Origin of the sequence: Streptomyces odontomachicola, from assembly GCF_039605595.1 — a bacterium.
GTDB lineage: Bacteria > Actinomycetota > Actinomycetes > Streptomycetales > Streptomycetaceae > Streptomyces.
Genome location: NZ_JBCFOK010000004.1, coordinates 159,657 through 172,757 on the forward strand (window position 1 = coordinate 159,657; position 13,101 = coordinate 172,757).

The 13,101-nt window shown below is 73.0% G+C and carries 10 protein-coding genes; 8 read left to right on the forward strand and 2 right to left on the reverse strand.

The window, feature by feature from the left end:
- Window positions 1-59 precede the first annotated feature (59 nt).
- Together ABEE00_RS08520 and ABEE00_RS08525 are read right to left on the reverse strand one after the other, a co-directional pair.
- Complete coding sequence (locus tag ABEE00_RS08520) at window positions 60-2,261, reverse strand: elongation factor G-like protein EF-G2 (RefSeq protein ID WP_345744676.1); 2,202 nt, start codon at window positions 2,259-2,261, stop codon at window positions 60-62.
- A 204-nt stretch (window positions 2,262-2,465) separates the two neighbouring features.
- Window positions 2,466-3,203: a LuxR C-terminal-related transcriptional regulator gene (locus ABEE00_RS08525; protein ID WP_345744677.1), complete on the reverse strand. Its 738-nt coding sequence runs from the start codon at window positions 3,201-3,203 to the stop codon at window positions 2,466-2,468.
- Window positions 3,204-3,410: 207 nt separating this feature from the next.
- On the opposite strand from ABEE00_RS08525, the gene ABEE00_RS08530 reads away from it, so the two are divergent.
- The 8 genes from ABEE00_RS08530 (at window position 3,411) to ABEE00_RS08565 (ending at window position 13,070) form a co-directional block, all read left to right on the forward strand.
- Window positions 3,411-6,680: a bifunctional cytochrome P450/NADPH--P450 reductase gene (locus tag ABEE00_RS08530; RefSeq protein WP_345744678.1), complete on the forward strand. Its 3,270-nt coding sequence runs from the start codon at window positions 3,411-3,413 to the stop codon at window positions 6,678-6,680.
- 272 nt (window positions 6,681-6,952) lie between these two features.
- On the forward strand, window positions 6,953-7,591 hold the full coding sequence (gene pgsA / locus ABEE00_RS08535) for a phosphatidylinositol phosphate synthase (protein ID WP_345744679.1): 639 nt from the start codon (window positions 6,953-6,955) through the stop codon (window positions 7,589-7,591).
- A complete protein-coding gene (locus tag ABEE00_RS08540; protein WP_345744680.1) occupies window positions 7,588-8,532 on the forward strand; it encodes a phosphatidylinositol mannoside acyltransferase in 945 nt (314 codons plus the stop codon). Before pgsA ends, ABEE00_RS08540 begins: the two co-directional genes overlap by 4 nt.
- The gene (locus tag ABEE00_RS08545) at window positions 8,529-9,701 is read left to right on the forward strand and encodes a glycosyltransferase family 4 protein (RefSeq protein WP_345744681.1); all 1,173 of its coding nucleotides are present in this window, start codon (window positions 8,529-8,531) and stop codon (window positions 9,699-9,701) included. The genes ABEE00_RS08540 and ABEE00_RS08545 overlap by 4 nt, the downstream gene beginning before the upstream one ends.
- Before the next feature lie 119 nt (window positions 9,702-9,820).
- Window positions 9,821-10,366 carry a hypothetical protein gene (locus ABEE00_RS08550; RefSeq protein WP_345744682.1) on the forward strand — a complete coding sequence of 182 codons (546 nt, stop codon included), beginning with the start codon at window positions 9,821-9,823 and terminating at the stop codon, window positions 10,364-10,366.
- Window positions 10,367-10,643: 277 nt separating this feature from the next.
- Complete coding sequence (pdxS, locus tag ABEE00_RS08555) at window positions 10,644-11,564, forward strand: pyridoxal 5'-phosphate synthase lyase subunit PdxS (RefSeq protein ID WP_345744683.1); 921 nt, start codon at window positions 10,644-10,646, stop codon at window positions 11,562-11,564.
- Between the two features lie 77 nt (window positions 11,565-11,641).
- Complete coding sequence (gene pdxT / locus ABEE00_RS08560; protein WP_345744684.1) at window positions 11,642-12,253, forward strand: pyridoxal 5'-phosphate synthase glutaminase subunit PdxT; 612 nt, start codon at window positions 11,642-11,644, stop codon at window positions 12,251-12,253.
- 58 nt (window positions 12,254-12,311) lie between these two features.
- A complete protein-coding gene (locus ABEE00_RS08565) occupies window positions 12,312-13,070 on the forward strand; it encodes a YebC/PmpR family DNA-binding transcriptional regulator (RefSeq protein WP_345744685.1) in 759 nt (252 codons plus the stop codon).
- Window positions 13,071-13,101: the final 31 nt, after the last annotated feature.

The window sequence follows — 13,101 nt, forward strand, 5'->3', positions numbered from 1 at the left end:
GTACCAGTCCTTGCCCGGTTTCCGCTGCCGGGCGGCGTGTTCCTCCAGGGTAGTGCCGGCTAGCCGGCGTCATCCGCCGCTTCCAGGATCCTGGCCGCGAGCTGCTGCGGCATGGGCTCGTGGCGGGCGTACGTGCGGCTGAAGCGGCCCGTGCCGTGCGAGAGCGAGCGGAGGTCGACCGCGTAGCGGCTGATCTCGATCTCCGGGATCTGGGCGCGGACCAGGGTGTTCCCTCCGGCGATCTGTTCGGTTCCGGAGACCCGGCCGCGGCGTCCCGACAGGTCGCTCATGACCGTTCCCACGTAGTCGTCGGCGACCAGCACGGAGAGTTCGGCGACCGGTTCGAGCAGGTGGAGCCGGGCGCCGTCGGCGCACTCGCGGAGGGCGAGCGCCCCGGCGGTCTGGAAGGCGGCGTCGGAGGAGTCGACGGAGTGCGCCTTCCCGTCGTGCAGGGTGACCCGGATGTCCACCAGGGGGTAGCCGGTCGCGAGCCCCTTGGCGGCCTGTGCGCGCACGCCCTTCTCCACGGAGGGGATGAACTGGCGGGGCACGGCGCCGCCCACGACCTTGTCGACGAACTCGATCCCGGAGCCCTCGGGGAGGGGTTCCACGGTGATCTCGCAGATGGCGAACTGGCCGTGTCCGCCGGACTGCTTGACGTGCCGTCCGCGCCCCGAGGACTGCTCGGCGAAGGTCTCGCGGAGGGACACCTTGTGCGGGACGGTGTCCACGCGTACGCCGTAGCGGCTGCGCAGGCGTTCGAGGGCGACGTCGACGTGGGCCTCGCCCAGGCACCACAGGACGAGCTGGTGGGTGTCCTGGTTCTGCTCGAGGCGCATCGTGGGGTCCTCGGCGACCAGCCGGGACAGGCCCTGCGAGAGCTTGTCCTCGTCGGCCTTGCTGTGCGCCTGTATGGCGACGGGGAGCAGCGGGTCGGGCATCGACCAGGGCTCCATGAGCAGCGGGTCGTCCTTGGCGGAGAGGGTGTCGCCGGTCTCGGCGCGGTTGAGCTTGGCGACGCAGGCGAGGTCGCCCGCGATGGCCTTGGCGAGGGGGCGCTGCTGCTTGCCGAAGGGCTCGGAGAGCGCGCCGACGCGCTCGTCCACGTCGTGGTCCTCGTGTCCGCGGTCCTCCAGGCCGTGCCCGGAGACGTGCACGGTCTCGTCGGGGCGCAGCGTCCCGGAGAAGACCCTGACCATGGAGACCCGTCCCACGTAGGGGTCGGAGGAGGTCTTGACCACCTCGGCTGCGAGGGGTCCCGCCGGGTCGCAGGCGAGCGCGGGGCGCGGCTTGCCCTGCGGCGTGGTCACCTCGGGGATCTCCCGCTCCTGCGGTGTGGGGAAGCCGCCGGTGATGAGCTCCAGCAACTCCACGGTGCCCAGGCCCTGTTTGCCGCCCTCGGGTGCGGGGGCCGCGGCCAGCACGGGGTGGAAGACGCCGCGTGCGACGGCCTTCTCCATGTCGGCGATGAGGGTCTTGAGGTCGCACTCCTCGCCGCCGAGGTAGCGGTCCATGAGGGTCTCGTCCTCGCTCTCGGCGATGATGCCCTCGATGAGCCGGTTGCGTGCCTCCTCGATGAGGGGGAGGCGGCCGTCGTCGGGGGCCCGTTCGGCGCGGGAGCCCGAGGAGTAGTCGTACAGGCGCTGGGAGAGCAGGCCGATCAGGCCCTCGACGGGGGCGTGGCCGTCGGCGCCCGGGGTGCCGTGCAGCGGGAGGTAGAGAGGGATGACGGCGTCCGGGTCGTCGCCGCCGAAGGTCTGGCGGCAGACCTCGGTCATCTCGCGGAAGTCGGCGCGCGCGGCGTCGAGATGGGTGATCACGATGGCGCGCGGCATGCCGACGGCGGCGCACTCGTCCCAGACGAGCTTGGTCGCGCCGTCCGCGCCGTCCGCGGCCGAGATGACGAAGAGGGCCGCGTCCGCCGCGCGCAGACCGGCCCTCAGCTCGCCGACGAAGTCGGCATAGCCGGGTGTGTCCAGCAGGTTGATCTTGACGCCGTCCCAGCCGACGGGGACGAGCGAGAGCTGTACGGAGCGCTGCTGGCGGTGCTCGATCTCGTCGTAGTCGGACAGCGAGCCGCCCTCCTCGACCCGGCCCGCGCGCTGCGTCGCGCCCGCGGTCTGCGCGAGGGCCTCGACCAGGGTGGTCTTGCCCGAGCCGCTGTGGCCGACCAGCACCACGTTCCGCAGCGAGGACGGGTGGTCGGCCGCGGCTGCCCTGCCGGCGGCTCCGGATTGCGTGCTGCTCGCCTTGTCGCCCATGTGTCCCGCCTTCCGTTCGGTGCGTACGGGATGTTCGGCTTCGCCGTTCTCGGACGGGCCGGTCTGCGGCGCCCTCGGGGAGTGCTCTGCGGGGCGGGGCTCGTGCGGCCCTGTTGCGAAATTCGCGGTTCCTCCGAGCTTTCCACCGCTGCCATGAGGCGTCCATACATCGCACCGCGGGCGGCCGGTGGGCGGCGCGGGGTCTCAGCCGTCCCCCGTCGCGCCTCCCGCGGGTCCCGGGCGCGGGGGCCAGGCGGCGGGGTCGAGGACGCCGAGCGCGTAGGCGCGGGCGACCAGCGCGGTGCGGCCCTTGAGCTGCCAGCGGCGGGAGAGCCGGGTCAGGTGGTAGTTGACGCCGTCGGCGGTGAGGCCGACGGCGGCGGCGACGGCAGGGGTGGTCTCGCCCGCCGCGGCGAGGGCGAGGATGCGGGCCTCGACGGGGGAGGCGGCGGGCGTGCGCGGGGTGTTGGCGGATTCGGCGGGCTCGCGCACCCGCAACTGGAGGAGCAGGGAGGGGCGTTCGTACGCGGCCTCGCTGACGGGGTCGACGGTCAGCTCGCCCTGCCGCTGTCCCGCGTGGGGGTGGGAGTCGGTGCCCGAGCCCGGGTCGGGACCGGTCTTCGGGCCCGTGCGCCCCGTGTGCCAGCGGACGGCGAGCGGGTAGCGGGAGCGGCGGCCCAGGCGCAGGGCCTCGGTGAGGCGTTCGAGCTGTCCGGTCTCGCGCGGCCTGAACAGCTCCAGCGCGTTGCGGCCCGGGAGCTGTCCGGGCGTGCTGCCCCACTCCGCGGCCATCGCGGGGTTGGCGTGCAGGATCGTGCCGTCGAGGCAGCACAGCGCGAGGGGGCTCTGCACGCGGTCGAAGACCAGCAGGAAGCGGTTGCGCCAGAGCACCGCGTCCTCGCGGGTGTCACCGGTCTCTCCGTACGGCCATGGCGCGGGCAAGGGCACCTCCGTGCGTACAGGTCAAGAGGGGTCGGGCGGGGGCAAGGGCGCGCAGGGCATCGCGGGGGTGCCCGCACAAGGTCGGTGTGTCCGCCGGTTACTACACAATCATGTAGTGCCGTGCGCCCGGAGCGGGGGCGGCGGGGGTGACGCTGTGGGGGAGGGCCGCGCGGGCCCGATCACCCCTTGCAGGAAGGCAGTTCGGCGATGAGCGATGCCAGCGTCCGTACCGAGGAGGAGACGCACGGCGGGGCCGTTCCCGTCGTCGACATCTCCGCCACCGGGCCCACCGCGACCCCCGTGCAGCAGGGCATGGCGCTGGCCAGAGAGCACGGCGGCGCCTTCGTGCGGCGGCTGCACGGGCGCGACGCGCTGTTCGTGAGCGACCCGGAGCTGGTGGACGAGCTGTGCGACGAGGAGCGCTTCGCGAAGGCGGTCGGCCCGGCGCTGGAGAACGTGCGGGAGTTCGCCGCCGACGGGCTCTTCACCGCGTACAACGACGAGCCCAACTGGGCCAGGGCGCACGACATCCTGATGCCCGCCTTCGCGCTGGGCTCGATGCGCACGTACCACCCGGTGATGCTGGAGGTCGCGCACCGGGTGCTGGAGTCCTGGGACGCGCGGGCCGCCGGCGGCGTGCCCGTCGAGGTGTCCGAGGACATGACGCGGATGACCCTGGACACCATCGGACTGGCGGGATTCGGCTACGACTTCGGGTCCTTCGGCCGGGACGAGCCGCACCCCTTCGTGTCCGCGATGGTGCGCTGCCTGGAGTGGAGCATGAACCGGCTGGGCCGCGCCCCTGACGGCGACTTCGCGGCGGAGGACGCCGCCTTCCGCGCGGACGCGGACTACCTGGCCTCGGTGGTGGACGAGGTGGTCGCGGCCCGTACGGCGGAGGCGGCCCGTACGGCGGAGGCGGCCCGTACGGAGGGAGGCGGCGGCCCGCAGGACGACCTGCTCGGGCTGATGCTGAACGCCCCGCACCCCGCCGACGGCCGCACCCTGGACCACGCCAACATCCGCAACCAGGTCATCACCTTCCTGATCGCGGGGCACGAGACGACCTCCAGCGCCCTGTCGTTCGCGCTCTACTACCTGGTCAAGAACCCTCTGGTGCTGCGTCTCGTTCAGCGCGAGGCGGACGCGCTGTGGGGCGACACGGAGCGGCCCGAGCCGTCCTTCGAGGACGTCGCGAAGCTGCGCTGGACCCGGCAGGTGCTGCACGAGGCGCTGCGGCTGTGGCCCACGGCGCCCGGCTTCGGACGCCAGGCGCGCGAGGACACCCTGCTGGGCGGGCGCATCCCGCTGCGCGCCGGGCAGGCCGTGCTGGTGCAGACGACGATGCTGCACAGGGCGGCGCTGTGGGGCGAGAGCCCGGAGGAGTTCGACCCGGCGCGCTTCGCCCCGGAGGCCGAGGAGGCCCGCCCGGTGCACGCGTACAAACCCTTCGGCACCGGTGAACGGGCCTGCATCGGCCGGCAGTTCGCGCTGCACGAGGCGACCATGCTGCTCGGCATGCTGGTGCACCGCTACCGGCTCGGCGACCACGCGGACTACCGACTGCGCATCAAGGAGACCCTGACCCTCAAGCCCGAGGGCTTCACCCTCGCGCTCACCCGCCGCACCCCCGAGGACCGCGCGGCGGTGCGCGGCGCGCTGGCCACGCTGCCGGTGGGCCCCGCGAGCCCGGCGGAGGGGGAGACCCCGGAGGCGGATCAGGGCCTTCCCGTACGGGTGCTCCCGGGGACCGGTCTGCTGGTGCTGCACGGCAGCAACTACGGGACGTGCAGGGAGTTCGCCGAGCGCCTCGCGGGGGCCGCGGAGGAGGCGGGCTGCGCCACCGAGACGGCGCCGCTCGACGCGTACGCGGGCGGACTGCCGGGCGACCGGCCCGTGCTGCTCGTCGCCGCCTCGTACAACGGCAGGCCAACCGACGACGCGGCCGCCTTCGTGCGCTGGCTGGAGGGCGCGGACGGCGGGGCGGCCGACGGGGTCCCGTACGCCGTGCTCGGGGTCGGCGACCGCACCTGGGCCGCCACCTACCAGCGGGTTCCCACGCTGCTCGACGACCGCCTCGCCGAGCTGGGCGGCGAGCGGCTGCTGCCGCGCGGCGAGGCGGACGCCTCCGGCGACCTGGAGGGCGCGGTGCGCGGCTTCACCGCCGACTTCCGCGCGGCGCTGCTGCGCGCGTACGGGGACCCCGACGCGGTGGGCGCTCCCGCTCCGGCGCAGGACGAGGGGCCCGTCTACACCGTCACCGAGCGCGCGGGCGGCGATGAGCGGGACGCCCTCGCGGCGCGGCACGGCCTCGTACCCATGACCGTGACCGAGGCGCGCGACCTGACCGCGCCCGGCTATCCGCGCCGCAAGCGGCTGCTGCGCCTGGAGCTGCCGGAGGGCACCGCCTACCGCACGGCGGACCACCTGGCCGTCCTCCCGGAGAACGCGCCCGAGCTGGTGGAGCGCGCCGCGAAGGTCCTGGGAGCCGACCTCGACACGGTCCTGGACATCCGCGCGAGCGGGCGCAACGCGCTGCCCGTCGACCGGCCGCTGAGCGTGCGCGAACTGCTCGGCCGGCACCTGGAGTTGCAGGAGCGGCCCACGGCGTCGCAGGTCGCGGAGCTGGCCGCGGCCAACCCGTGCCCGCCGGAGCGCGCCGCGCTGGAGGCGCTGGCCGGGGACCCGGACGCGCTCGCCGCCGACCACCGGACACTGCTGGACCTGATCGAGGACCACCCGGCGCTGCGCGAATCCCTGGACTGGGCGCGGCTGCTGGGGCTCTTCCCGCAGCTCCGCACCCGGCACTACTCGGTGTCCTCGACGCCGCGCACCTCGCCGGGCCACGCCGAGCTGATGGTCTCGGTGCTGGAGGCCCCCGCGCGGTCGGGCAGGGGAACGTACGCGGGCACCAGCTCGGGACACCTCGCGCGCCTCGCACCCGGGGACACGGTGTGGGCGCGGGTGCAGCCGTGCCGCGCGGCGTTCCGGGTGCCGCACGCAGCGGACACCCCGCTGATCATGGTCGCGGCCGGCACCGGGCTCGCGCCCTTCCGCGGGGCCGTCGCCGACCGCAGGGCGCTCCGCGAGGAGGGCGCCGAACTCGCGCCCGCGCTCCTCTTCTTCGGCTGCGACGGCCCGGACGACGACTTCCTGCACCGCGACGAGCTGCGCGCGGCCGAGCGCGCCGGCGCGGTGAGCGTGCGGCCCGCCTACAGCGAAGAGCCCCGGAACGGCGTGCGCTTCGTCCAGCACCAGATCGCCGCTGACGGGCGCATGGTGTGGGGCCTCCTCGAACAGGGCGCGCGGGTGTACGTCTGCGGCGACGGCTCCCGCATGGCCCCCGGGGTGCGCGCGGCGCTCCGGGCGCTCTACCGCGAGCGGCACCCGGAGAGCACCGAGGAGCACGCCGAGCAGTGGCTCCAGGAGCTCACGGCCGAGGGGCGCTACACGGAGGACGTGTACGCGGCGGGCTGACGGCGGGCCGGCGGCGGGCCGAGCACCCGGGAGGCACGGGTGGCGCGGGCCCGCGGGAGGTGCGGGCCGTGACCCGGGTGGCGCGGGCGGCCACCGGCGACGACCGGTGACAACCGCGCGGGCCCGTGGAGCGTCACCACCGGTAACGCCCCGGCACGCCCGGTGCGGCCCGCGCCCAGCGATCCGTTCGCTGCCGGCGCGGGCCGCCTGGCTACGATGGGCCCGCCGGTGACCGCACCGTCACCGGCCCGTTTTCGACCCGTGGGACGACCATGCTGAACAAGTACGCGCGTGCTTTCTTCACGCGTGTCTTCACCCCCTTCGCGGCGATGCTGCTGCGCTGGGGAGTGAGCCCCGACACCGTCACGCTGATCGGCACCGGCGGTGTGGTGGCGGGCGCGCTGGTCTTCTACCCGCTGGGTGAGTTCTTCTGGGGCACCGTCGTCATCACGCTGTTCGTGTTCTCCGACCTGGTGGACGGCAACATGGCGCGCCAGCTCGGACGGTCCAGCAAGTGGGGCGCCTTCCTCGACTCCACCCTCGACCGGGTGGCCGACGCCGCGGTCTTCGGCGGCATCGCGCTCTGGTACGCGGGCAGCGGCGACAGCGTGCTGATGTGCGCGGTCGCCATCTTCTGCCTCGCCAGCGGCCAGGTCGTCTCCTACACCAAGGCGCGCGGCGAGAGCATCGGCCTGCCGGTGAACGTCAACGGCCTGGTCGAGCGCTCCGAACGGCTCGTGATCACACTGGTGCTGACCGGCTTCGCCGGCTTCGCGAAGTTCGGGGTGCCCTACATCGAGATCCTGCTGCCCATCGCCCTGTGGGTGGTGGCGATCGGCAGCTTCATCACCCTCGGACAGCGCGTGGTGACCGTGCGCCGGGAGGCCGCAGAGGCGGAGGGAGCCGCATGAGCACCGCACAGGACCGGCTCACCGACGCGCTGTACGGCGCGGGCTGGGCCGGAGTGAAGAAGCTGCCCGAGCCCGCGGCGCAGCAGCTCGGCCGCACCGTCGCCGACACCGCCTGGCGCCGCCGCGGCACCGGCGTACGGCGCCTGGAGACCAACCTGCGCCGCGTGGTGCCGCACGCCACGCCCGCCCAGCTCTCCGAGCTGTCCCGGGCGGGCATGCGCTCCTACATGCGCTACTGGATGGAGTCCTTCCGGCTCCCCACCTGGAGCGAGCAGCGCATCCGCAGCGGCGTGACGGTCGAGGGCGCCGAGCTCATCACCGACGCCGTCGACTCCGGGCGCGGCGCGATCATCGCGCTGCCGCACCTGGCCAACTGGGACCTCGCGGGCGCCTGGGTCACCGCCGAGCTCAAGCTCCCCTTCACCACCGTCCAGGAACGGCTGAAACCGGAGTCGCTGTACGACAGGTTCGTCGCCTACCGCGAGAGCCTGGGCATGGAGGTGCTGCCGCACGCCGGGGCCTCCGCCTTCGGCACCCTGGCCCGGCGGCTGCGCGCGGGCGGGCTCGTATGTCTGGTCGCCGACCGCGACCTGTCCTCCTCCGGCGTGGAGGTGAACTTCTTCGGAGACGTGGCGCGCATGCCGGCGGGACCGGCCATGCTGGCCCAGCAGACCGGGGCCGCACTGCTGCCCGTCACCCTCTGGTACGACGAATCGCCCGTGATGAAGGCGCGGGTGCACCCCGCCGTCGAGGTCCCGGAATCGGGCAGCCGTAAGGAGAAGACGTCGGCCGTCACCCAGTCCATGGCCGACGCGTTCGGCGCGGGCATCGCCGAGCACCCGCAGGACTGGCACATGTTGCAGCGCCTGTGGCTCGCCGATCTGGACTCGCGAGCCGGGGGAGCGGGCGCGAGACGGCCCGACAAGGGGGGCACCGCGTGAGGATCGGCATCGTCTGCCCGTACTCCTGGGACGTTCCGGGGGGCGTCCAGTTCCACGTCCGCGACCTGGCGGAGCATCTGCTCCGGCGCGGCCACGAGGTCTCCGTCCTCGCGCCGTCCGACGACGAGACCCCGCTGCCGCCGTACGTGGTCTCCGCCGGCCGCGCCGTGCCCGTGCCCTACAACGGCTCCGTCGCGCGCCTCAACTTCGGCTTCCTGTCGGCGGCGCGGGTGCGCCGCTGGGTGCACGACGGCAACTTCGACGTCCTGCACATCCACGAGCCCGGTACGCCCTCGCTGGCGCTGCTCACCTGCTGGGCGGCGCAGGGCCCGATCGTGGCGACCTTCCACACCTCCAACCCGCGCTCCCGCGCGATGATCGCGGCGTATCCGATCCTCCAGCCGGCGCTGGAGAAGATCAGCGCCCGCATCGCGGTCAGCGAGTACGCGCGCCGCACCCTGGTCGAGCACCTGGGCGGGGACGCGGTGGTGATCCCGAACGGCGTGGACGTGGGCTTCTTCTCGGGCGCCGAGCCGCGCGAGGAGTGGCAGGGCCGCGAGGGCGCCCGCACGATCGGCTTCATCGGCCGGATCGACGAGCCCCGCAAGGGACTTCCCGTGCTGCTGCGCGCGTTCCCCGAGATCGTCAAGAAGCAGCCGGGCACCCGGCTGCTGGTCGCGGGGCGCGGCGACGAGGACGAGGCGCGGGAGAGCCTGCCCGAGGAGGTCCGCGACAACGTCGAGTTCCTCGGCATGGTCAGCGACGAGGACAAGGCCCGCCTGCTGCGCAGCGTGGACCTGTACGTGGCGCCCAACACCGGCGGCGAGTCCTTCGGCATCATCCTCGTCGAGGCCATGTCGGCCGGAGCCCCGGTGCTGGCCAGCGACCTGGACGCGTTCGTGCAGGTGCTGGACCAGGGCGAGGCGGGCGAGCTGTTCGCCAACGAGGACGCGGGCGCGCTCGCCGACACCGCGGCGCGGCTCCTCGGCGAGCCCGAGCGCCTCGCGGAGCTGCGCGAACGCGGCTCGCGCCATGTACGCCGCTTCGACTGGTCCACCGTGGGCGCGGACATCCTCGCGGTGTACGAGACCGTGGCGGACGGCGCGGCCTCGGTCGCCCCCGACGAACGCACGGGGCTGCGGGCGCGGTTGCGGCTGGCGCGCGACTAGGCGGCTTTGGCGGCTTCGCCGCCGATTCGCCGATGAGCTTCTGGTCCTCTTTGCGTGATTCCTCGCTTCTGGCTGTGGGTCGCCTTCCGCCTACGTAACTTCTACGGAGCCCCGTACCGATGCCCACCACGACCACCCTGATCCTGCTCGCCGTCGCGGTGCTGCTGATCGGCGTCTACCTGAGCTGGACGGCGGGCCGCCTGGACCGGCTGCACGCGCGGATCGACGCCGCCAAGGCCGCGATGGACGCCCAGCTGCTGCGCCGCGCCTCCATCGCGCAGGAGCTGGCCACCTCGGGCGTGCTCGACCCGGCCGCTTCGATCGTGCTCTACCAGGCGGCGCACGACGCGCGGCAGGCCGAGGAGGAGCAACGCGAGGTCGCCGAGAGCGAGTTGAGCCAGGCGCTGCGCGCCGTGTTCGCCGAGCGTACGCAGGTGGACGCGGTGCGCCAGGCGCCGGGCGGCGAGGAGACGGCGGCCGAACTCGCGGCCGCCGTGCGCCGGGTGCCCATGGCGCGGCGCTTCCACAACGACGCGGTGCGGGCCGCGCGTGCGCTGCGGCGGCACCGCAAGGTGCGGTGGTTCCGGCTCGCGGGGCACGCGGAGTTCCCCCTCGCGTTCGAGATGGACGACGAGCCGCCGGAGGAGCTCGCCCTGCGGGACTAGGAGGCGCTTTCTGGGTGCTTTGCGCTGTGACCGCCGGTCGGGCCCGCTTCCGGTCGCCTTCCGCTGCGGCGGGATGGGGGTGGGTGGTTGCTTCCCCCTCGTGCCTTGCGAGCGCTCCCCGCGACGCTTCGCGCCGCGGTCCGCTCCTGTGGTGGCTTGCCTTGGAGGAGCCACCGGGAGGGAATTGGCCCTTTTCCCAGGGTGGCGACCTCGGCGACCTTTGCAGTGGCCCCTCCAGGGGCCCTCTTACAACGCTTCCGTCGAGTGAGGTCGCACCGTGTCCGACACGTCCCCCGCAACTCCGTCCGCCGCCACCCCGGAGACCGGCACAGCGCGCGTCAAGCGCGGCATGGCCGAGCAGCTCAAGGGCGGCGTGATCATGGACGTCGTCACTCCGGAGGAGGCGAAGATCGCCGAGGACGCCGGCGCCGTCGCGGTGATGGCCCTGGAGCGCGTCCCCGCCGACATCCGCAAGGACGGCGGCGTGGCCCGGATGTCCGACCCGGACATGATCGACGGCATCATCAACGCGGTCTCCATCCCGGTGATGGCCAAGTCCCGCATCGGCCACCAGGTCGAGGCCCAGATCCTCCAGGCGCTCGGCGTGGACTACATCGACGAGTCCGAGGTGCTGACCCCGGCCGACGAGGTCAACCACAGCGACAAGTTCGCCTTCACGACCCCCTTCGTCTGCGGCGCCACCAACCTGGGCGAGGCCCTGCGCCGCATCGCCGAGGGCGCGGCCATGATCCGCTCCAAGGGCGAGGCCGGCACCGGCAACGTCGTCGAGGCGGTCCGCCACATGCGGCAGATCAAGAACGAGATCGGCAAGCTCACCGTCCTCGACAACAACGAGCTGTACGCCGCCGCCAAGGAGCTGCGTGCCCCGTACGAGCTGGTCAAGGAGGTCGCGCAGCTCGGCAAGCTCCCGGTCGTGCTGTTCTCCGCCGGCGGCGTGGCCACCCCCGCGGACGCCGCGCTGATGCGCCAGCTCGGCGCCGAGGGCGTGTTCGTGGGCTCCGGCATCTTCAAGTCCGGCGACCCGGCCAAGCGCGCCGCCGCCATCGTGAAGGCCACCACCTTCTACGACGACCCGAAGATCATCGCCGATGTCTCCCGCGGCCTGGGCGAGGCCATGGTCGGCATCAACTGCGACACCCTCCCGGAGAGCGAGCGCTACGCCGGCCGCGGCTGGTGAACCGGACGTTGTGAGGGGGCGGCCCGTGCAGCGCGCACGGGCCGCCCGTACGCGGTACGCAGGAGAGGCAGTCCCGAGTGTCCAGCCAGACCACCACAGATGACGCACCCGTCGTAGGCGTGCTCGCCCTGCAGGGCGACGTGCGCGAACACTTCGCCGCGCTCGAGGCGGCCGGAGCCGAGGCGCGGCAGGTGCGCCGGCCCGAGGAGCTGGAGGCCGTGCAGGGGCTGGTGATCCCCGGCGGCGAATCCACCACGATGTCCAAGCTCTGCGCGGCCTTCGGCCTGCTGGAGCCGCTGCGCGCCCGGGTGCGCGGCGGGATGCCGGCCTACGGTTCCTGCGCGGGCATGATCATGCTCGCCGACAAGATCCTGGACCCGCGCTCGGGCCAGGAGACCGTGGGCGGCCTCGACATGATCGTGCGCCGCAACGCGTTCGGGCGGCAGAACGAGTCCTTCGAGGCCGACCTCGACCTGGCCGGAGTGCCCGGCGGACCCGTGCGCGGGGTCTTCATCCGCGCACCCTGGGTGGAGTCGACCGGTGCCCGCACCGAGGTACTGGCCTCCTACGATGGGCACCCGGTGGCGGTGCGCCAGGGGAATCTGCTCGCCACCTCGTTCCACCCGGAACTGACAGGCGACCACCGGGTGCACGCGCTGTTCGCGGAGATAGTCGCGTCAGCACGCTGAGTTGCTGGATGTAGGATCTCCGCGTCGAATCTGTTGGTGACTTTGAAGGAGCGCAGCCTTGTCCGGCCACTCTAAGTGGGCAACCACCAAGCACAAGAAGGCCGTGATCGATGCAAAGCGCGGCAAGCTCTTCGCGAAGCTGATCAAGAACATCGAGGTCGCGTCCCGCATGGGCGGCGCCGACCCGACCGCGAACCCGACCCTCTACGACGCCATCCAGAAGGCGAAGAAGAGCTCGGTCCCCAACAAGAACATCGACAGCGCGGTCAAGCGCGGCGCCGGTCTCGAGGCGGGCGGCAAGGAATACGAGACCATCATGTACGAGGGCTACGGCCCCAACGGTGTCGCGTTCCTGATCGAGTGCCTCACGGACAACCGCAACCGCGCGGCCTCCGACGTCCGCGTCGCCATGACCCGCAACGGCGGCTCCATGGGCGACCCCGGCTCGGTCGCGTACCTCTTCAACCGCAAGGGCGTCGTGATCGTCCCCAAGGGCGAGACCGGCCTGAGCGAGGACGACGTGCTGGGCGCCGTCCTGGAGGCGGGCGCCGAGGAGGTCAACGACCTCGGCGAGAGCTTCGAGGTGATCAGCGAGGCGACCGACCTGGTGGACGTGCGCACCGCGCTCGTCGACGCGGGCATCGAGTACGACTCGGCCGAGAACAGCTTCCTCCCCAGCGTGCAGGTGCCGCTGGACGAGGAGGGCGCGCGCAAGACCTTCAAGCTCATCGACGTCCTCGAGGACAGCGACGACGTGCAGAACGTCTGGGCCAACTTCGACGTATCGGACGAGATCATGGCGAAGGTCGACGCCTGAGGGACTCTCCCCGGCGGGGATTTCCCGGCGA